Origin of the sequence: Bacillus sp. OK048, assembly GCF_900103525.1 — a bacterium.
GTDB lineage: Bacteria > Bacillota > Bacilli > Bacillales > Cytobacillaceae > Neobacillus.
In genome coordinates, this window is the sequence record NZ_FNHN01000009.1 from 112,982 (window position 1) to 133,259 (window position 20,278).

General features: G+C 37.6%; 19 protein-coding genes. 16 read left to right on the forward strand and 3 right to left on the reverse strand.

The annotated features are described in order from the left end of the window. Positions 1-88: 88 nt before the first annotated feature. Both BLR86_RS17145 and BLR86_RS17150 read left to right on the forward strand, forming a co-directional pair. Positions 89-649: a sigma-70 family RNA polymerase sigma factor gene (locus tag BLR86_RS17145; protein WP_090764032.1), complete on the forward strand. Its 561-nt coding sequence runs from the start codon at positions 89-91 to the stop codon at positions 647-649. Next, positions 612-1,982 carry an anti-sigma factor gene (locus BLR86_RS17150; RefSeq protein ID WP_090764034.1) on the forward strand — a complete coding sequence of 457 codons (1,371 nt, stop codon included), beginning with the start codon at positions 612-614 and terminating at the stop codon, positions 1,980-1,982. The genes BLR86_RS17145 and BLR86_RS17150 overlap by 38 nt, the downstream gene beginning before the upstream one ends. A 391-nt stretch (positions 1,983-2,373) precedes the next feature. On the opposite strand, the gene BLR86_RS17155 is transcribed toward BLR86_RS17150, so the two are convergent. After that, positions 2,374-3,246 carry a LysR family transcriptional regulator gene (locus BLR86_RS17155; RefSeq protein ID WP_090764037.1) on the reverse strand — a complete coding sequence of 291 codons (873 nt, stop codon included), beginning with the start codon at positions 3,244-3,246 and terminating at the stop codon, positions 2,374-2,376. 167 nt (positions 3,247-3,413) lie between these two features. On the opposite strand from BLR86_RS17155, the gene BLR86_RS17160 reads away from it, so the two are divergent. Together BLR86_RS17160 and BLR86_RS17165 are read left to right on the forward strand one after the other, a co-directional pair. Continuing rightward, on the forward strand, positions 3,414-4,613 hold the full coding sequence (locus BLR86_RS17160; RefSeq protein ID WP_090764040.1) for an MFS transporter: 1,200 nt from the start codon (positions 3,414-3,416) through the stop codon (positions 4,611-4,613). A 194-nt stretch (positions 4,614-4,807) separates the two neighbouring features. Next, the gene (locus tag BLR86_RS17165; protein WP_090764043.1) at positions 4,808-5,272 is read left to right on the forward strand and encodes a CBS domain-containing protein; all 465 of its coding nucleotides are present in this window, start codon (positions 4,808-4,810) and stop codon (positions 5,270-5,272) included. Positions 5,273-5,360: 88 nt separating this feature from the next. Here BLR86_RS17165 and BLR86_RS17170 read toward each other — a convergent pair whose 3' ends face one another. Further along, positions 5,361-5,687 (reverse strand): AzlD domain-containing protein, encoded by a 327-nt coding sequence (locus BLR86_RS17170; protein ID WP_090764046.1) that lies wholly within the window; start codon positions 5,685-5,687, stop codon positions 5,361-5,363. Continuing rightward, complete coding sequence (locus BLR86_RS17175) at positions 5,678-6,397, reverse strand: AzlC family ABC transporter permease (RefSeq protein ID WP_090764049.1); 720 nt, start codon at positions 6,395-6,397, stop codon at positions 5,678-5,680. The genes BLR86_RS17170 and BLR86_RS17175 overlap by 10 nt, the downstream gene beginning before the upstream one ends. Positions 6,398-6,973: 576 nt before the next feature. Here BLR86_RS17175 and BLR86_RS17180 point away from each other — a divergent pair. The 12 genes from BLR86_RS17180 (at position 6,974) to BLR86_RS17235 (ending at position 20,111) form a co-directional block, all read left to right on the forward strand. Continuing rightward, on the forward strand, positions 6,974-7,321 hold the full coding sequence (locus tag BLR86_RS17180) for a PadR family transcriptional regulator (protein WP_090764052.1): 348 nt from the start codon (positions 6,974-6,976) through the stop codon (positions 7,319-7,321). Next, entirely contained in the window at positions 7,308-8,315 is a 1,008-nt protein-coding gene (locus BLR86_RS17185; protein ID WP_090764055.1) for a hypothetical protein, read from the forward strand. Before BLR86_RS17180 ends, BLR86_RS17185 begins: the two co-directional genes overlap by 14 nt. Positions 8,316-8,553: 238 nt before the next feature. Beyond that, positions 8,554-9,477 (forward strand): cysteine synthase A, encoded by a 924-nt coding sequence (gene cysK, locus BLR86_RS17190; protein ID WP_090764058.1) that lies wholly within the window; start codon positions 8,554-8,556, stop codon positions 9,475-9,477. 270 nt (positions 9,478-9,747) lie between these two features. Further along, the gene (locus BLR86_RS17195; protein WP_254782359.1) at positions 9,748-10,293 is read left to right on the forward strand and encodes an RNA polymerase sigma factor; all 546 of its coding nucleotides are present in this window, start codon (positions 9,748-9,750) and stop codon (positions 10,291-10,293) included. Continuing rightward, positions 10,259-10,942, forward strand: a complete 684-nt coding sequence (locus BLR86_RS17200) for a hypothetical protein (protein WP_090764063.1) — start codon at positions 10,259-10,261, stop codon at positions 10,940-10,942. Before BLR86_RS17195 ends, BLR86_RS17200 begins: the two co-directional genes overlap by 35 nt. Positions 10,943-11,061: 119 nt before the next feature. Then, complete coding sequence (locus BLR86_RS17205; RefSeq protein WP_090764069.1) at positions 11,062-13,122, forward strand: DUF4179 domain-containing protein; 2,061 nt, start codon at positions 11,062-11,064, stop codon at positions 13,120-13,122. Between the two features lie 388 nt (positions 13,123-13,510). Beyond that, on the forward strand, positions 13,511-13,795 hold the full coding sequence (locus BLR86_RS17210; protein ID WP_090764072.1) for a putative quinol monooxygenase: 285 nt from the start codon (positions 13,511-13,513) through the stop codon (positions 13,793-13,795). Positions 13,796-13,925: 130 nt separating this feature from the next. Continuing rightward, positions 13,926-14,321: a VOC family protein gene (locus BLR86_RS17215; protein ID WP_090764075.1), complete on the forward strand. Its 396-nt coding sequence runs from the start codon at positions 13,926-13,928 to the stop codon at positions 14,319-14,321. Positions 14,322-14,342: 21 nt separating this feature from the next. Then, the gene (locus tag BLR86_RS17220) at positions 14,343-14,714 is read left to right on the forward strand and encodes an MmcQ/YjbR family DNA-binding protein (protein WP_254782360.1); all 372 of its coding nucleotides are present in this window, start codon (positions 14,343-14,345) and stop codon (positions 14,712-14,714) included. Positions 14,715-14,837: 123 nt separating this feature from the next. Then, positions 14,838-15,545, forward strand: a complete 708-nt coding sequence (locus BLR86_RS17225; RefSeq protein ID WP_090764079.1) for a M48 family metallopeptidase — start codon at positions 14,838-14,840, stop codon at positions 15,543-15,545. A gap of 48 nt (positions 15,546-15,593) precedes the next feature. Then, the gene (locus BLR86_RS17230; protein ID WP_090764082.1) at positions 15,594-16,100 is read left to right on the forward strand and encodes a YehS family protein; all 507 of its coding nucleotides are present in this window, start codon (positions 15,594-15,596) and stop codon (positions 16,098-16,100) included. 594 nt (positions 16,101-16,694) lie between these two features. Then, positions 16,695-20,111: a discoidin domain-containing protein gene (locus BLR86_RS17235; RefSeq protein WP_090764085.1), complete on the forward strand. Its 3,417-nt coding sequence runs from the start codon at positions 16,695-16,697 to the stop codon at positions 20,109-20,111. Positions 20,112-20,278: the final 167 nt, after the last annotated feature.

Here is a 20,278-nt window from a genome sequence, read left to right on the forward strand (position 1 = left end):
CATTTTTAAAAAAAGTTTAGTATTATTTGAATCGTTTTTAGTGTCTGTTTTATCTAATATTTGAAAATGAAAAAGGAGGGGTGCCACATTGGAAACTAAGTTGAACTTAATATCCAAAGCTAAAAAAGGGGATATAAATGCATTTCAAACATTAATACATATTGAGAAGGAAAAATTGTACAAGATGGCATATGTGTATATGCGGAATGAAGATGATGCATTAGAAGTGTTTCAAGAAACGATTTATAAAGCTTTTGAATCGCTGTCAAAACTTAAAAATGACGAATATTTCTCCACATGGATAACGCGAATTTTGATTAATTCAGCGATTGATTTATTAAAAAAGAAAAAGAGAGTAGTTCCAATCAATCAAGAAGTGTTGGAAAACACGAGTGATACCTCATCTTTCAATTCTGATGTCCAAATAGATCTTCTGACAGCGATGGAAGAAATTGAGGAAAAATATAAAACGGTCTTACTGTTAAAGTATTATCAAGATTATACGGTTAAACAGATCGCCTCGATGCTTAAATGTCCAGAGGGAACGGTGAAAACGAATATCCGGCGCGGGTTAGACAAACTTAAGGAGAAAATGAAGGGGGTTTACAGTGATGACAGACAAAATTCCATCGTTCAAGGAAGACATTGACATGATTCATGTTCCGACTGATAAGCTTAATACGATAATATCCAACTTTTCATTGGACTCTGATACAAGAAAACAGCAGGTAAAGCGTAAAAGGAATCGTATTTTAATCGCCGCTGCCTGCTTATTAATTGGAATACCGACGACCGCCTTCGGTGCAGTAAAAGCCTATGATATGATTGTCCAAAAACAAAATTATGAAGTGATTATTTCAGTGGCAAATAAGATTTTCAATAAGAGTGACAGTTGGTATAAGATGAAAGTCGGCTATTTACCAGAAAATATGGAAGCAAACGATAGCTTGGCTATGAAATATTCCTTTAAAGATAACTATGCAAATGGTGGGTTTTCATTCATTCTATGGAGATTAGGGAAAAATTCTGATTTTCAAACTTTGTATTCAAATGGCTACGAAGAAAAGGAGATCAATGGCAGGAAAGCAGTGATTGTGAATAAAGATACTGGAAACAAAAATGTTAGGTTTGATAGACAGGTCTTTCTCTTATTCGAGGAAGAGGGAATTATGTTAGAAAGTTATATTGGAACCGATGTCAGTGATGAACAAATGATGAAAGTCATAGAGGGCATTTCACTTGAACCAACAACGGAGGAAAAGGCAACATATACAGCGGATTATAATGGATCCCTATTTAGTAAGTCGGAGGAACCAACAGAATCTCGCGTTATTCCTTTGAAAAAAGACAGCAACCAATTATTTAGTGTAGGTCAAAAGGTTCCAGTAACCATAAATGAGGTAGACAATCTTGAATATGTGGTAGAAAAAGTTGAAGTTTTTGATTCAATCCAAGATTTTAAACAAGGGAACTTTAATGAAGTGGGACTAGGAATACTAAGCGAGAATAAGGCTTTAGATCATACAAATAAATTGTTACCGTACAAACAGGATGTATATAAAGTAGGAAATGGTAAAGATTCAATTGACGAATTAGTAGAGTCGCAATCAGTTAACCTGAAATTTGTCTACTTGACAACAACAGTAAAAAATATTGGCAAAAAGGAAACAGAAGAAATCTATATGCATCCATCCTTAGGAGTGCTTAAATTTGAAAAGAATGCATGGATCTATGCTGGAGAAGATGGAATCGCCGAAGATAGTATTATGACGGGCGAAGTTGATTATCTAGCACCTCACGGAAACGGAAAAGACTTTTACAATATTGGCAGTATTCAGCCTGGACAAACGATGAAGGTTAACCTAGGTTATTTTGTAGATGCGGATAAACTGGATTCAATTTTTCTTGATGCTTTCCATTACAGTGGTGCCACTGAAGACATGAATGCAAAAAATCGTCGGTGGATTGATATTCGTCAATAGTATAAAAAAGTGTTACTTTCGATGGTCGAGTGGTGATGCAATTTAAAGTGGAACATAACGCTTAAAAACACCCTATCGGCAATAAAAAATGATCTTTCAGTGGAAGATCATTTTTTATTTGGCTATTTTCGCAAACTTTGTTGTTTTGGAATATGGGTTTAGTCAGATTAGGTACTAGTCTGATTCCCATTTCCATGTTTTTTCGTGTTCAACGGTAACCAGAAGGTCCATCTGATTCCCACTAGCATGATTTTTCAGGATTTGCGGTAATCAGATGGCTTGTTCATTTCATTAAATTTCGGACATTATTAAAGGAACAAACTTTTAGAAAAGAGCCTTTTATTTTTATCACAATTACTTAAATAGCGGCCATCAAGCAATGATTTCTCTTCTAATCAAATAGTTCCTTTGTTATTTGAATAAATAATTGGACAGCACGAGATGCTCCCTTTAAGGAAGGTAAGCCCAAGGCGATATGTCTGTAATTGTTTGTTTCTAATGGCCGGATGTTCGCTTTGGGAAAAGAAAGGTTTTTCAATGAGAGCTCAGGCAGAATAAGTACCCCTAATCCTTCTTTTATCATACCTAATGATGTATTTAGGTTAGATGTATTATATTTCTCAATGATTGAAATCTTTTGTTTCCTCATTAAATCGATAATAGGCGCTTCATATCCGCCATTAGATACAATAAGGGGCTCGTTTTCCAAATCTAATAGACGCACCTGTTCATTCTGAAGCAAAGGATGGCCATCAGGCAGCATCACAAGATATCGATCCTTTACAAGAGGAATCGTTTCTAATTCGCTGCAAGGAAGAACGACAAATCCGATATCAATTACACGTGAGATCAACCATTCTTTGATTTCCTCTTGTGAACCCTCCTTAAACGTCAGCGAAACATTGGGTCGTTTTTGTTGAAAGGTCTTAATAATTTTTGGTAAAAAGTGAGCCGTTACACTAGGGAAAGTGGCAATGCGAATCGTTCCAGTGATCAATCCCTTTTCTAATGAGACTTCTTGGTCCATTTTTTCGAGGCTATTAAGAATATTTCTTATTTGGAATAGAATTCGTTTCCCGATATCCGTAACAATTAAATCTTTACCACGCTCTCGCACTAATAAAGTAACTCCAAGCTCTGATTCTAAAGCAGAAATCGCATGGCTGACCGCTGGCTGCGACATATGCAGTGCTTGAGCAGCTTTTGTAAAGCCACCTTCATCAATAACTGTCACGAAAATTTCAAATTGAGTAATGGTTGGCATAACTAATTACTTATCTCCTTTATAAATAATATTCATTTTATTTATTAATGAGGATATTGTACCATAAACAATGTGTTCATCTTAGAAAAATCGATAGCAATGATTTAATAAGATTTGCGGCCGTCCTTATGTGGATGGATAAAAATAAATAAAGGAGTGTAGAAATAGTGACTCGACCGAAGTTATGGACTAAAGACTTCATTATGGTTTGTTTAACAAACTTATTTCTTAGTATGAATTTTTATTTACTTATGGTGATTTTTTCTGAATATACTGTAAAAAAGTTTGATGCACCTCAAAGTTTGGCAGGACTTGCCTCGAGTATCTTTATTCTCGGAACCCTCTGTTCCCGCCCATTAGCGGGAAAATATCTTGATGTCATCGGCAGAAAAAAAATGCTATACTCATCGATTATTGTGTTTATTGTAACGACTATTCTTTACTTGGTCATCAATAATTTAGCACTGCTATTAATTGACCGTTTTATTCATGGTGCAGCATTAGGTGTCGCCGCTACCGTAATAGCAACCGTTATGACAAGTTCAATTCCACGTGAAAGAAGCGGAGAAGGAATTGGCTATTTTTCTATGAGTGTGACCATTGCGACAGCTATTGGCCCATTTATCGCTTTGATAATTGTTCAGCAGGCTGGCTATAACATGGCCTTTTTGATGTGTGTCATTTTTGCGGTAATTGGAATGGTACTCTCTTTAGCTTTGAAGGTGGAGAATGTAAAAATATCAAAAGAGCAGGCTGAGAGCTTAAAAGGATTTAAACTTAGTGATTTCTTTGAATTTAGCGGCCTTTCCATGGCCATATTAATGGTCATTCTAGGATTTGCCTATTCAAGTGTTATAACATTCTTTTCTGCCTTTGCTAATGAAGTGAATTTGACGGAAGCCGCAAGTTTCTTCTTTCTCGTGTATGCTGTGTTTCTATTGGCATCTAGACCCATTACGGGAACAAGGTTTGATGTAAAAGGTGAAAATTCAGTTGTTTATCCATGTATGATCTTATTTTTAATCGGAATGCTGATCCTTAGTCAAGCTCAAAACGGCTTCATACTTTTATTAGCAGGCGCTTTGATTGGGATTGGATATGGAACAACGATGTCTTGTATTCAAACGATTATGGTCAAGAAAGCACCGCCTCACCGTGTTGGATTAGCGAATTCAACTTTCTTCGTTTCCTTTGATTTAGGTATGGGAGTTGGACCGTTCGTTTTAGGATCTATACTTCCATCATTAGGCTTTAGAGGCATGTATGTAAGCATGGCTGTTGTTGTTGTACTTTGCATCATTTATTATTTTTTTGCACACGGAAAAAAAGTCTCGTATATACAAAAGAGTTTACAAGCCGAACAGTAGGATCTCAATTAATAGATAAAAATGGTAAATAAGTTCTCAGAGAGGCTGTCTAAACAGGGGGGTTATTCCCTTTTTAGACAGCCTCTTATGGGATGGTTTTGCTTTCACTTCCCCAGTCGAAGAGTATAATTATTGTAGAATATGTTTTCCCTTAAAGGAGAGGGATAAAGATACTAAAAAGGAGAATGATCTACATGCAAGTACGCGATTTTATGATTACAAAAGTAATTACAGCTAAGAATTCAACAACTGTCAAAGAATTAATTTCTATTTTAGAAACGAATCGAATTGGCGGTGTCCCAGTGGTTGATAATAAAGGAAATTTAGTGGGCATCGTTTCAGACGGGGATATTGTGCGCTTTCTTTCCCCGCATAAAGAGAAATTATATTTATCTTACTATGTTACCTTTATAGAAGAAGCTCAAAAAATTGAAGATGTATTAAGAGAAAAAATGAACACCCGAGTTGAAGAAATTATGGTAAAGAAAAATATTAAGACATTAGCACCCGATGATGAATTTGAAAGTGCCATTCGTTTAATATCTAAGCATCATTTTAAAAAGATTCCTGTAGTAAATGGAGTAGGTAGAGTTATAGGGATTATTAGCCGTGGAGATATTATCCATAATTTATCAAAATCAATACTTAATGAGAATTAGTCCAGGAACAATAGATTAAATACTCAACTCTGGAACCAGATCCCTGATAGATCGGATTTAGGATATCAGGGGTCTGGTATTGTTTAATTCAAAACACAAAACGTAATACCATTATAGAAATGATTCCAGCCACAACAGTTCCTAATAAACTGCGTGTTACAATCGCGATAATAAAAGCAGGCAACGCTGCGATTAGTTCAAGGTTTTTGTGCAAAGGTTCCAGTTTTCCGTTCGGCATTAGCAATTCTTGCCCCACTAAGGCTGCCATAACAGCAATGGGAACGTAGCTCAACCAGCGCATGGCCCATTCTGGCAGTTCAACACGACTCAGAATGGCAATTGGCAACACTCTTGGAATGAATGTTACCAAGGCTGAGCCTAAGATAATTAAAAAAATAGACCATCTTACTTCCATATTTCCACCGCCATTCCTATGGTAGCGGCAATGATTGTTGCCACAATAATACCTACACTGCCAGATGCTACTAAACTTACCCCTACAACAATGGCAACCGCACTTAGTGCAACTAGAATATCTTTCATCAAATTTCTTCGGTTGACCATTTGCAGGACAAGAAGGCCAATAAACATTCCGGCCAATGCAAAATCAAGACCGAATTTTTCCGGATTCGAAATCCATTCGCCGAAAAATGCACCTGCAATATTGGCAATGAACCAATTTAAATAAGCAGTTATATTTAAACCATACATCCATTTTTCACTGAGCTCTTTTCTGTTTGCTGCTTCATTCATTGCCACACCAAATGTTTCATCTGTAAGCAAGGAACCGATGAATACATTCTTGTAGGGTGAAAGATGACGGAAATAAGGTGATATAGCTGCGCTCATTAAAAGATGGCGGAGATTAATAAAGAAAATAGTAAAGATAATCGCTAGAGTTGGACTATTCGCCCCAATCATCGCGGCAGCAATAAATTGACCAGAACCTGCGTATAAAAGCAAGGATATTAGTCCAACTTCAACAATCGAAAGTCCTGCTGTTTTCTCCACAACACCGGCCGCAAATCCAATACTTAAGTAACCAAGTACAGTGGGCAGACAATCCCGTACACCAGCGAGGAAGCTGTTTTCTTCCCGCAAATAAGTGTTTTCACTTATGTTCATTCTCACTCACCGACTTTTTCAGAATAATTTATATTTTAAAAACTTTATCATCTTTATTGTTCGGCTTCAATGATATAATTTTTTGCAGAATTAAATAAACTTTTGCTAGAGTCATAAATATCTAGATGGTAAAAGAGCAAGGTATTTTTAGAAAGCTATTACAAAATTGAGTAGGTTACTTCTCCTCGACAAGAAATTTACTAGAAAACAGGGGAAAGTTCACTTTTCTAAAGGGCTCATAGTCCTTTTAATCAAACGTTTGATTAGTGGTATCGGGATTAACTAAACGTTTGATTAGAAAAGCAGTACAGCCTATCATTATAGTATTTGTGCCATCTATGTAGAAAGGAAATTGTCGAAAAATGAATAAGTGATAAAAGTGAAGGCATTCGTTGATTTGTTAATTGGGAACCTTGTGGTCAGTACCTCCTGCGTTAATGTGGCGAGAGACTGACCCCAACTTTTTATTTTCAATTGATTTCGTAACAATAATAGTGTATGATGCATAGTATAAAGCATATAGTGTATAACACACAGTATTAGTGATAGCAATTATTAGGAATATGAGGTGGGTGAATGAGTACTTTACTTGATTCATTAATAACAGAGCTTAGGAGAGGAACATTGACATTAGCCGTTTTAAGTCAATTGCGTACACGACAATATGGATATTCGCTTGTTCAGCTATTGGAGGAATCGGGGATATCTATTGAACAAAGTACTTTATATCCCTTACTACGTCGTTTAGAAAAACAAGAATTAGTAACAAGCAGCTGGGATACAACAGAGAGCAGACCCAGAAAGTATTATGTTTTGAGTGACTTCGGACATGAGATTTATAGGCAGTTAAGGGCGGAATGGATGAAGGGTTCAAAGGAACTTTATGGTTTATTAAAAGGGGAGGACGATGATGAATTTAATTGAGATTTATATTCAAGAAGTAACTCGAAGGCTATCGGAAAAAAATCATGAGGATATTGCACTTGAATTAAGGTCAACGATCGAGGATATGCTTCCAGACGATTACGCTGAAGATGATGTTAAAAAGGTGCTTGAGAAATTAGGAAATCCTGCCTCATTGGCAAGTGGATACCATGATCGACCGATGCATTTAATTGGTCCGCGATACTTTGATGTATATGTATCTTTGTTTAAACTGATTTTACCGATTGCCAGCGTCATTGCGTTGATTTCAATGATTGCGAGTTATTTCTTCAGCTATAATGGAGAAGAAGCCATATTAAATATTGTTATTAAGGTTTTTGCAGAAGGTATATGGTTCTTAATTGAAGTGGGTATACAGGTTGCTTTTTGGCTGACTATTACATTTGCTATTATTGAACGGGTGGATAAAGGAAAAGATCTGGAGCCATTAACCATGAATTATACGAAATGGACTCCTGATGATTTAAAAAATGTCACGATTATCCCTATGAAAAGGTCAATTTCAAAAGGTGAAGTGTATTTCAGTTTAATCTGGACCGCAATTTGGGCAACCGTTTATTTTTACGCGCAGAAGCTTTTGGGTATATACGTAAACGAAGGCAATGGACTTGAATTTGTAACTCCCGCTTTAAATCAAGATGTGTTACTCTCCTATTGGCCGTTTGTCGTTTGCGTAATAGGATTGGAAATTGCTTTAGCTCTTTTCAAATTAATCATGGGACAGTGGACGCGAAAATTGGCCATCTTTAACACGGTATATGAGGTTATTGCAACGGTTGTTATTATTGTCATCATGTTCAACCCCAATTTGTTTCAACTTGAATTTACTTCATATATGGCAGATTTATTTTCCAGTACCATAGAACAATTTAAGAATAGGGTTATTAGCGGCGTAATTTTCCTGTTTGTTATTTTTGGTGTATTTAATGTTTATGATGGCTTTCGAAAGGCAAGAAAGAGATTGGCAAGGTAGCCTATTCGTGGAGGACAAAAGTATCCTCAATATTACAGTGGAATTCATGGCATAGAGTACAAAATTTCGGATGTTCTCTAAACAAAAATGGACCGGGCGATTTTTATGCCCGGTTTTTCTAATTTGTGTTAAAGGTGAAATAAATAAGTAGTCTATTGCTGATATAATAAAGCTATTAACTCGAAATGTTATATTTTAAAAGAATACATTGAAAAAATTATCGAAAGGTGGAAGAACAATGAAACTCTACAGCTCAATTCTTGACTTAATTGGAAAAACTCCGATTGTAAAATTAAATAAATTACCTGAGCCAACTGGGGGGGAAGTGTACATTAAATTGGAATCATTCAACCCAGGAGGAAGCGTTAAAGACCGTGCTTCCATTAATATGATTGAACGTGCAGAAAAAGAGGGCAAATTAATTCCAGGAAAAAGTACCGTTATCGAGCCAACTTCTGGTAATACCGGTATTGGAATTGCCATGGTATGTGCTGTAAAAGGATATCGTTGTATTATCACCATGCCTGATAATGCGACAAAAGAACGGATTAAAATCATGAAGGCCTATGGAGCGGAAGTCCATTTAACTCCAGCAAGTTTGCGCATGCAAGGGTCCATTGATAAAGCAAACCAAATAGCTGAATCTATATCTGATTATTTTATTCCCATGCAATTTGAGAATCCTGCCAATGCTGATGCACATCGCAAAACAACTGCAGTTGAAATTTTTGAAGCTTTCGAAGGGAAATTGGACGCCCTCGTGTTGACTGCAGGAACAGGAGGAACGGTAACAGGGGTTGGGGAAGAGCTGAAAAAACAGATTCCAAACTTGAAAATATATGTTGTCGAACCGTTCGGGTCCCCAGTTTTATCTGGTGGTGAGCCTGGACCACATAAAATTCCAGGAACAGGGCCGGGCTTTATTCCTTCGATATTAAATCGTGCTATTTTTGATCAAATTTTGCTCATTGAGGACGAAGATGCACAAGTAACTGCTCGCCGGCTAGCGGCAGAAGAAGGGATTTTTGTAGGTGCGTCAGGAGCAGCGTCAACCTATTTTGCTGTCGAGGTAGCAAAAACCTTACCATCTTCAGCTAGAGTTCTTTGCTTAGCTCCGGACACGGGTGAACGTTATCTGTCTTCTGATTTATTTCTGGATTGATTTTTAACAACTTATTTTAAATTTCAAACGCGCCAAACCTCTCATTTGGTGCAATTTACACACGGGGCATCTCGAGTGTGTAGCACAACTCATATAAAAGAAGGCAACTACCACTTATTCAACTGGAAGTTGCCTTTTTACCATTTATTCTGTGTTATCAATACTGTATTTACTGCTATTTTAAAATTATATATTTTTAAAAAAGTGTAACTTTTGTATTCATCATCCGTTTTTAAGATACGATATAAAAAATGGAAAGGAGATGAGGGATTGAGGCAAGACTTAATGATACAGAAAATAAATGAGTTGTACAACGAATACAGCAATGATTTATATAAATATGCCTTTTTTATGATTAATGAACACGAGCAAGCAAAAGATATCGTGCAAGAAACCTTTATTCGTGCATATATCAAGTTAGACTCCTTTCAAGGAGAATACGTAAAAAGTTGGCTGTTCCGGATCGCGCGGAACGTGACGATTGACTTGATTAGAAAGAATAAACCCATAGCCTATTTTCTTGATTTAACGACACCTATTAAGTCAAATGATAAAACACCAGAACAGGTTTTGCTGATGAATGAGACTGAGCAACAATTGTACTTTGCGATGAACAAGCTTAAACGTTCCTATCGGGATGTTATTATTCTACGAAAGATTAAGGAATTTTCTATCAGTGAAACCTCACATATCCTTGGATGGTCTGAAAATAAAGTCAAGGTTACTTTATTTAGAGGGATGCAAGCGTTGAAAAAAGAACTAGAAAAGGAGGGAGTTCTTCGTGAAACGAATTGGGGAGATGAATCAATTAGATAACCATTTTAAATCTATGAATCATAAAATGAACATGACGGAACAAGAACAAAAAGAAGTTCTGTTGCAAATACAAAATAAAATGAATAGCAGAAAACAACAATCAAAACAGCCTTGGAAATACTACTTTACGTTAGCTTCTGTTGCCTTCATTCTTATGCTATTAGCCATGCCTTTGTTGGATTCCATTCAAAATAAATCAGAGGGGTCCAAGGTATCTCTAAATACTGATGAAAAAAATTTAAGGACCATTGGAGCTGTATTACAGAATGCCCTAACAGGACCAAATGATGAATTGGACCAAAAAATAGAAAGTGAGGGACTTGAATATCTAGTGAAATATGAAGAAGACCTGTACCGAGAGTATTTCGCAAATGATACGGCTTACCTAGGTTTTGTAAATAGATTTGCTTCAACATTAATGATTGCACCGAGGAGAAATGGTTACCAATTAAAGGTGAAAAACATTGAATATGAAAAAATAGATGCTAAAGATATGGTTTATAATTTCACTGTAGAATTACAGTACCAAAAAGAAGGCAGTGGAAAATCAGACGTCGAACAAGTGAAAGGGCAAGCAAATTTAAATGAAGAACATAAAATAGAAGATATAATAATTAGTTTTAAAGGGGTTCCATGGGAAATTGAATAATACAAAAAACATCTACATAAAAATCGTAGATGCTTTTTGTAAAAATTTTCAATCTATGAAGTTACAGATGTGTAAGAGTCGTGCTAAGATTAAACCATTAGCAAAGGGGGGAACATAGTATGATCCCAGCAAAAATAGATCCCATTTCTATCACTCCAAAAAGAGAAAAAGGCGTGGAGTCGGTTGTCGAATGGTTCGAACAGCATAAACAATCGTTTTATCTACTTGGCTGGTCCTATCTCAGTAATCAGCAGCAAATGGAAGAGCTTTTTTATCGATCCATTCTAAAAGTGCACAAGGAATTGCCTCGTTTTAAAAGTGAAACATCATTTGAACTGTGGGTTACATCCATTTTTATACATATCTGCCGTGAGCTTGCTGGTGATAGAAGTTTACAATCTTTATTGGAAAGTGAGCCACGTCAGGATTTTCTTATAGCACTTGATCAATTAGAAGAGTACGAGAAAGAAGCGATGGTCCTTACATATGTTAAAGGATTTTCACGGGAAGAAGTGGCACATCTTCTCCAGGTTTCAGTGGAAAAAATGAAAGAGGTTTTGTTTTCCGGAATCCAGTCACTTAGAAAAGCATTGGGGGATGGAACAACCTTTAATGGCTGTAAGGAGTATCATAAGGATTATATCGATTACTTAGAACGAACCCTTGATCGGCCGAAAAAGATTGATTTAGAGAAACATATATATCATTGTCAACATTGTCAGCAGGATCTGGCTACTTTTCAGGATGTCATGTTAACCATGTTAAATCTTACTGATAGGATTAAAGATTTGCATATGCCATCTGGTATTATGGAGAACGTCAAAGCTAAACTGGCAGAAATGGAAAAGATTAAACAGCAAAGGAACAAGAAACGTATAAGAAAAGGACTTGTTTTTGCTGGTATATTCGCAGTATTAATAGCAATTGATTTTTTTACAGGGGCGTTTTCTAACCTTTACTATACATGGACAGAAGAAGATCAAGAGGTGCTTGCCTATTTGCAACAGGACCTGGGTGAGAGGCTGAACCTGGAAGCGGAAAGTGATGGGGTGAAAATTAGGATCAAGACTGCGATTGCGGATGACGTTCAGACACTTATTTTTTATGAAATAGAAGATACAAATGAAGACAACCAATTTATGATAAGTTATGGTGATGGGGTTTTTGTAGAGAACGAACATGAAATCATGAGCACCATAAACTATCCAAGGTTTTATCCTCCTGTCCTTGAAACCGATTTAAATATCCAAGAAAAGAACGTGTATCACGGGAAGCTTAGTCTTCTGCCACTCACAAAGGATAAAGGGACCATCAAACTCAAAATCACTAGGCTTCTGAAATTGATTCAAGATTCCTCTGATCAAAATGGTTTTAGGGTTAACGAAATCTTGGGATATGAAACAGGGGAGTGGAACTTCGAGATCCCTGTTACAAAACAGGCTTCCATCGAATATGCTTTGAATGAAGAGACTCTAGTAGAGGGGATCCCGGTTCGATTTGATAAACTAATCATTGCGCCAACTGCCACGGTTCTGCAATATGGTATTAATAGTAAACAGCATGAGAAGCGGATCGATGCTCTTAATTTTGACGATTTAGTAGTAAACAATAAAAAAGTGAAAGCTGATATGTATGGCAGCTCTTATTTGGATTTACAGCAAGACGTGAATTGGTATACGCTACAAACACATTTTGGCCCGCTTGTTGGTGAAAAACCCAAAGAGGTTAACGTACACTTCGCATCGGTTTATGTAACGTTTGAAGACCAAAAAGTCATCGAACTGGATGCGTCTAGAGGATATCCTCAAACCTTTGAATATGCAGGCAGTACAATCTCCATCGATGAGGTGGAAGTTGGAATGCCTACCACTGTTGTCATAAGCAATCATGATATTAAGAAACGAGCCTACCAGTCGCTTCACTTCAATATTGTGGGCAAGGATGAAAATGAAACCAGGTCAATGGAGATGGAATCTGAAGCAGTGCTTGTTGATAAAAACGGGATTGAATACGATATGACTAAACATATCCCCTATGAAGAAATTGAGCAGCCCCGTTATTTCGAAACCGGCTACAGAGTGAAGTTACACGGTGACAAAGTGATTCCTAAAAGTCTCAATATTTATGGATATAATACAATGAAATATCTGGATGATGTTGTAAAGATATCGTTAGATTAACATGTGTAGGAAGAGGAAACTACAGTGGGTTAGTTCCTACCTTATAGTTTAAGGATAGGATTCACCAAGTATCGTCCCCTCGACCCCACTTTTTAGTAGTTTTCGGGAACGATTCATCAAGTATCGTTCCCTCGACCCCACTTTCTAGTAGTTTCAGGGAACGATTCACCAAGTATCGTCCCCTCGACCCCACTTTTTAGTAGTTTAAGGGAATGATTCACCAAGTATCGTTCCCTCAATCCCACCCTTTAGCAGCAAAAGGGCACGATTAGAAATTTAAAATGTCAGTCTAATTTGTGCTAGTAAGCAAGGAAAGGTTATAATTTTCCTGAACCGAAGAATGTGAACTACTTTCAGAAAAAAACCAAAATGAAGGGGAGCGAATTAAATGCTTAGAGTTGTTGCTAAGGGTAAATTGAAATCAGATGTAAATAAAGAAGAATACTTAAAAATTGCTAGAAGGCTCGTTGCTGAAACTAATAAAGAAGCAGGTTGTATTGCTTACATTCTTCATGAGGATATCAATGATCCGACCATCGTAACAATGATTGAGGAATGGGTGGATGAAGAAGCGCTAAACAAACACAACGCTAGTGAACATGTTCGGAATCTCGTTCCAGGACTTAGGGAAATGAGAGAAAGTACCGAAATTAACCTCTATCGAGAAGTATAGAAAGCAAAGACCGAAAATAGTATATATTTCCATCATTTCCTCTATAATAGAGAGGATGCTTGGTAAATACATATTGTGAAAAAATAACTTAAGCAAGCGTTTACAATGCGGATGAATAGGAGGAGAAAACATGGGAAGATTAATTCATTTTGAAATTCATGTGAGTGACATGGATCGTGCAAAGAAGTTTTATGGAGAGGTATTTGGCTGGTCCTTTCAAGATTGGACTGATTATGCCGGAATGCCTTACTTTGGAGCAGTGACGGGCGAGGATAACCAACTAGGAATCAATGGGGCATTGATGCAGCGTCAAAGTGCTCCGCCGGAAGCAAACCAAGCTTTAAACGGGTTTGCTTGTACAATGGGAGTGGAAAATTACGACGAAGCGGAAGCCAAAATCCTTGAGAATGGCGGAACGATTGCTATGCCGAAATATGCTCTGCCAGGAATGGCTTGGCAAGGCTACTTTATTGATACCGAAGGCAATATATTCGGTATTCATCAACCTGATGAGAATGCAAAATAGGATCAATTATAGGTGGAAAATATGAAAGCAGAAGACTCGGCAGACATGCTTCAACATGTGCGTGATATCTGTCTTGCACTGCCAGAAGCAGTAGAAATTATTGACGGTTTTGGTCACAAAACGTTTAAAATCAATGGAAAATCGTTTGTGATAACTGGTGAAAATGAGAGTGGCTTCAACTTGTCATTCAAGTCTGATCGGGAAACTCAAGAAATATTGCTGCAAAAAGAGCATTTTTCCAAAACTCCATACATCGGACAGCACGGCTGGGTATCCATGCAAAATCCGGCAGAAAAAGACTGGGCTGAATTAGCTGATCTAATTCAAGAAGCCTATTTACGTGCGGCACCAAAGCGAATGATTAAAGTATGGAATGAGTTGAATAAAAAGTAATGAAAAGGCGGAAGATTTCGCCTTTTTTCTATGGTGATTTTTTTGGTAAGGTAATTATTGCACCAGCGTTGACAATGCTTGTACAATTGGGATGAACTCGAACGGATAAGACAGGTGATAAAAATGATCCATACCTACTCAGGTGAAACAATTAGCTTTGATATCGTTTATAAAAAGCGGAAATCTATGAGCATTTCGATTAATCTTTATGGGGAAATTGAAGTACAGGCTCCGAAAGGGACATCGGAAGAAAGTGTACTTCAATCAGTAGAGGGAAAATGGGATTGGATTCAACAAAAGTTAAAGGAAATGCAGGCTAGAAGCCAAGGCCCAAAAAAGAAGGTCTATGATCATGGTGAGCGTTTTCTGTATTTAGGAAACGAATACCCTATACAGGTCTCACAAGATATAACGATCAAGCAAGACTATGTATTGTTTGAAGAGGGTAGGCTGCAAATAGTTGTGAAACAGCTTGAGGATGAAAAAGTAAAACAAGCTCTTAAACGTTTTTACTACCAGAAGTGTAAATCGTTGGTAGAGAGGAGTATTCAGTCCCATCAAAGCAATTTTAAAATAAAACCAAGGTCAATCCGGATAACGGATAATAATAGTAACTGGGGAACCTGTGATTTTAAACAGCAGTTAACATTTAATTGGAAGCTTGCGATGGCACCACAACAGGTAATCGATTACGTGGTCATTCACGAGATGTGCCATATGGTCCACCTGAATCACGACCGGTCCTTTTGGCGTCTAGTTGGGAAAATCATGCCCAATTATAAGGAGCAGGAAAACTGGTTAGCATTATCAAGCTGGAAAATGACTGTTTAACATGCTATTGTAACAGTTGTTATTAGGTGCAAAATATGGAGGTTCATAATGGATAATAATGATATATTAATTCGATTAAGGTATGCGCTAGATATAAAAAATACAGATATGGTGGAAATATTTAAACTTGGGAACGTTGAAGTTACCAAAGATGAGGTACTAAAAATCCTCACAAAATCACCAGACAGCTATGACGATGACGAAGAAGAAGTTGAAAATGACGACCATATAAAAGTTAATAACTCAATGTTAGAGTCATTTTTAAACGGCTATATTACTTTTAAAAGAGGGAAACAAGAACCCAAACCTGGCCAACCTGCAACACCAGCCAAGTCAAATGAAAGTGTTAATAATATGTTGTTAAAGAAATTGAAAATTGCCCTATCGTTAACAAGTGAGGATATGCTTGATATTTTAGAAAAGGCTGGAATCACGGTAACAAAAGGTGAAATAGGCGCTATTTTAAGAAAAGAAGGCCACAAAAACTACAAACAGTGCGGTGATAAATACGCAAGAAACTTCCTAAAAGGATTGGCTGTTAAATATAGGGGTTAACGCACAAAAAAGGCAACGAACCGTTGCTTTTTACCATATTTAATCCCGCCCCGATTACCTGATTATAAATATGAATCGAGCCTTCCTACTTGGAAGGTTTTTTTATTGTCTAAAGCTTATCGGGAACAATTACATTCGAATAATGCCCGTAATTTAAGAGGGCTCAAATTACAGGAACAATTACATTCGAATAGTGCCCGTAATTTAAGAGTGCTCAAATTACAGGAACAATTACAGGCAGATAGTTCCCGTAATATAAGAGGACTCAAATTACGGGAACAATCACAGAATCACCCGCGGCCCGCGCAAGTCTAGATTATGAATTGTAATAAAAAACCAGTTAAAATACTACACAATGAACACAAAATTATCCATCTTGCTAATTTTTGAAGGATTTATAATGAAAGGTATGAAAATTCTGATTTATCACCACGATCTAATCAACTAGAATCTACCACCATCCCTAGAATCTCTAATCTCAACTATTATCATATGAATGTATGTCATCGACTTTAAGGAGGTGAGTCCATTAAAATCTATTCTAAATTTACTACGAATAAATGAATGCGTTTACACTAAGGGGGAGTGCCTATTATGAAATTTTTGTCTAAAAAAACCATATCCATCTTACTTATTTTTTGTCTAATCCAATCGATGTTTATCCCAGTATTTGAAACGAGGACGTCTGCTGAAGAGGGTTTGACGAATTTAGCTTTAGGGAAGACAACAAATTTAAAAAAGAGTTCACATTGCTCTGGTTGTGGTTTAGCAGCTGATAATGCAGTGGATGGTAAAACTACTACTTTCTGGGCACCAACAGTCGCAGACGTTACGGATAACCATAATGTTTGGATTGAGATTGATTTAGGGGAAGAAACTCAAGTCAATGAGGTCGTGTTAAAAGGATTAAGTATCCCTTATATTGAAGCATACCAAATATCGTATAAGAATGCCCAAAGCCCTTCTTGGGTGGAAGCGGCGGTTAAAGAGCGAGCGTTAACAACGAATGAAACTGCTGGGTTTGAAGCGGTACAAGCAAGATATATAAGAGTAAGTTTAGATATTATTAGTACCGCGACAGGAAGAGAAAATATCTTGTCTGAAATTGAGGTCTACAACCGCCAAGTCGATCCATCATTAAGCCCATTATCCTCTTTGACTGTCATAAGTGATGGACAAAAGGTGGATGAGGAGGGGCTGACAATCCTGCCGGGGGAAACCAAAAAAATATCCGTTGAGGGAACGTTATCAAGTGGCAACATCGTGGATGTAACAGCGGATGCTGTTTTCCGAAGCACGGAACCTGACACCCTTACAGTAGATGAAACTGGTTTATTAACCGCTAAGGGTGAGGGAACAGCAGCAATTGATATCTCGGTAACTAGAAATAATGTAACGAAAACCCACCGTTTATGGGTGGATAGTTTTGGCCCGAATACTGACAAATCACAGATTAATCTTGCATATTTGAAAGTTGCTTCTGCAAGCTCACAATGTTCCAGTTGCCAAACATTTGCATCCAATGCAGTTGATGGAGATGAAGGAACGGCCTGGAGAGCGTTAAGTGGAGATTTTCGTGACGATCAGCAGCATTGGTTAACGATTGACTTTGGCAGAGAATTAAATTTTAACAAGGCTCAATTTACTTTTAACCTAGATGCTGTTGTAAACTATGAATTGCTCTCTTCAAACGACGGAAAAACGTGGAAGTCCTTTTATCAAAATAGATTGATTGTTGCCAACCAAGAAAAGGCCATTTTTGAAAAAGAAAAGGCACGCTATTTGAAAGTAAATTTGAATGCTAAGAGAGAATCTGCACCATTAATCTATGAATTAAAGGTTTTCAATACGGATGAAGCACCTGTGCCGCCAGTTCAAAACCCTTTAACAGGTGTATACCTATCGGATGATAAGACAGATAAATATAAAGTTGATTCAGAAGTTTTACTAAACAAAGGAGAGTCAAATCAGCTAATCCTCAAAGGTGAATTTTATGAGGGAGGAACGTTAGCTGAAGAAAATGCAGTTATTGAGTTTGCTAGCAGCAGACCGGAAGTTGCAACAGTTGATGCACAAGGTCATATTACAGCTATTCAAGGGGGCGTTACCGCTATTACTGCTAAGGCAACGATTGAAACGATTACCCAGAGCACGCAAGTGTTTGTAGTAGTGGATGATCCGGAAGCAAGAATTGCGGATACAGCATTGGTTCACCCGGATATTCCGACAAGAATTGGGCTACCAGCAATCCTTTCCCCTGGGGGAGAATATCCACAGGTAAAGGTGAATGCCCATCAAGATGGGAAGCTGCGAGGAACGGTTGTAGATGCAGACAATCAAGTTGTCTATAAGTTTAAACAGCTCCATATTTCAAGCGGTAAAGAATATATCCTTACCATACCTGGGACCCTCCAAGAAGGAAAATATGAAATTCAAATGGAAATCCAATTGGATAAAGGAAAGCGTGTATACGATATGCTGCATTTCCGCGTCATGGATACAGAAAAGTTACCAGAGGGTCAAAGTAAGATGGCTTTCTTGAATGAGGAAGGAAAACTTGAGTATTCTTCAGACTTTAGAGGCAATCAGATTATGGACTACTCTACTAGTGGTTATATGGGCGGCGGCGTCAAAATTCCTGATGTTCAAGCAAAGGTGTTTGTTGAACCTGGAGAAGGCGATGATACAGAGCGAATTCAAACCGCGATTGAAACTGTTGCAAACCTACCGCTGATGTCAAACGGTTTCCGAGGAGCGGTTGTATTAAGTAAAGGAACATTTGAAATCGAAGGAACGTTGAAAATTTCTAAAAGTGGTGTAGTTCTACGTGGCAGCGGAGAGGGTGAAGAGGGAACCATCCTATATGCAACAGGTAAGACAGTAAGAAATATTTTAGAGGTGGGAGATTTAACAGCCTCACCGAGTTTGCTTCCTGGAACAAAAACAGCTCTGACTGATTTGTATGTTCCTGTTGGAAGTCATAGCTTTCATGTTGAAAAAGCATCTAGCTTTAAAGTGGGCGATACCATCATGATTCGCCGGTATGGAAATAGCAGCTGGATTCATGAAATCAACATGGATAGAATTCCAGATCGAGGAACAACAGTTCAGTGGGAGCCATTTACCTTAGATTTCGATCGTGTCATTACAAATATTAAAGGAAATACGATCACGATTGATGCTCCAATCCCAAATGCGATTGAAACGGTATGGGGTGGCGGAGAGATCTATAAGTATGATGACTCTGACAGACTAAATAATGTCGGTGTTGAAAATCTTAGAGTAGATGTTGAATTTGACCGTTCTGTCACAGCAGTTCATGAAGGTAAAGTCTACTATTCAGATGAAGAAAAAGCTTCTACATTCTTAACCTTTGAATATACCAAAAATGCATGGATGAGAAATGTGACAGGTCTGCATTTAACCAAAAGCATAGTCAATGTTGGAAGACACTCAAAATGGATAACGATTCAAGATTCAACGAACTTAGAGATGGTGAGTATCATAACAGGTTCGAGACGGTACCCATTCAATTATGTCGGACAGCTTACATTAACGCAGCGAGTTTATTCAGAAACGGCTAGACATGGATTTACTTTTGACCGACAGATGGCGGGACCACATGTCATCTTAGATTCACAGGATGTGAAAACGTATGCCCGAAGTGAACCTCATCAACGCTGGGCAGCAGGAGGTTTATTTGATAATGTGACGGGGAATGCCAATGTCATGGATCGTTCTTATTATGGCACTGGACATGGTTGGGCTGGAGCTAATTTTGTATTCTGGAATCATACAGGTGAATTAGCGGTACAAAGCCCGCCGACAGCGCAAAACTATGCCATTGGTCTTATCGGAAAACGTCTGCCAGGTGATTTTAAGACAGAGGGAGACATTATTAGGGAAGATGGATATTGGGAGGCAGAAGGAAGCCATGTTTCACCTCGAAGTTTGTTTCTAAAGCAACTAGAAGACAGGCTGGGGAGTGCAGCTATTGATAATATTAAGTAAAATCCTGTTGCAGAAAGAAACTAGACTAGTTTAGGTGAAAGAGAGGTTGGGGGAAAACTCCAATCTCTTTTTAAGTATGAAGTTTAAGAAAAAGAGCCTTTAATAAAGTAAAAATAATGCACTAATTCGTACGAATCGTCCAGAGGATTCCATATTGGTTTAGGATT

Excerpts from the sequence above, each read along its gene's own strand:
- BLR86_RS17165 (WP_090764043.1), top strand. The coding sequence starts at position 4,808 with ATGCAAGTACGCGATTTTATGATTACAAAAGTAATTACAGCTAAGAAT.
- BLR86_RS17220 (WP_254782360.1), top strand. The coding sequence starts at position 14,343 with ATGAAAGCAGAAGACTCGGCAGACATGCTTCAACATGTGCGTGATATC.
- BLR86_RS17175 (WP_090764049.1), bottom strand. The coding sequence starts at position 6,397 with ATGAACATAAGTGAAAACACTTATTTGCGGGAAGAAAACAGCTTCCTC.
- BLR86_RS17235 (WP_090764085.1), top strand. The coding sequence starts at position 16,695 with ATGAAATTTTTGTCTAAAAAAACCATATCCATCTTACTTATTTTTTGT.
- BLR86_RS17215 (WP_090764075.1), top strand. The coding sequence starts at position 13,926 with ATGGGAAGATTAATTCATTTTGAAATTCATGTGAGTGACATGGATCGT.
- BLR86_RS17150 (WP_090764034.1), top strand. The coding sequence starts at position 612 with ATGACAGACAAAATTCCATCGTTCAAGGAAGACATTGACATGATTCAT.
- BLR86_RS17225 (WP_090764079.1), top strand. The coding sequence starts at position 14,838 with ATGATCCATACCTACTCAGGTGAAACAATTAGCTTTGATATCGTTTAT.
- BLR86_RS17230 (WP_090764082.1), top strand. The coding sequence starts at position 15,594 with ATGGATAATAATGATATATTAATTCGATTAAGGTATGCGCTAGATATA.
- BLR86_RS17205 (WP_090764069.1), top strand. The coding sequence starts at position 11,062 with ATGATCCCAGCAAAAATAGATCCCATTTCTATCACTCCAAAAAGAGAA.
- BLR86_RS17210 (WP_090764072.1), top strand. The coding sequence starts at position 13,511 with ATGCTTAGAGTTGTTGCTAAGGGTAAATTGAAATCAGATGTAAATAAA.
- BLR86_RS17180 (WP_090764052.1), top strand. The coding sequence starts at position 6,974 with ATGAGTACTTTACTTGATTCATTAATAACAGAGCTTAGGAGAGGAACA.
- BLR86_RS17155 (WP_090764037.1), bottom strand. The coding sequence starts at position 3,246 with ATGCCAACCATTACTCAATTTGAAATTTTCGTGACAGTTATTGATGAA.
- BLR86_RS17170 (WP_090764046.1), bottom strand. The coding sequence starts at position 5,687 with ATGGAAGTAAGATGGTCTATTTTTTTAATTATCTTAGGCTCAGCCTTG.
- cysK (WP_090764058.1), top strand. The coding sequence starts at position 8,554 with ATGAAACTCTACAGCTCAATTCTTGACTTAATTGGAAAAACTCCGATT.
- BLR86_RS17185 (WP_090764055.1), top strand. The coding sequence starts at position 7,308 with ATGAATTTAATTGAGATTTATATTCAAGAAGTAACTCGAAGGCTATCG.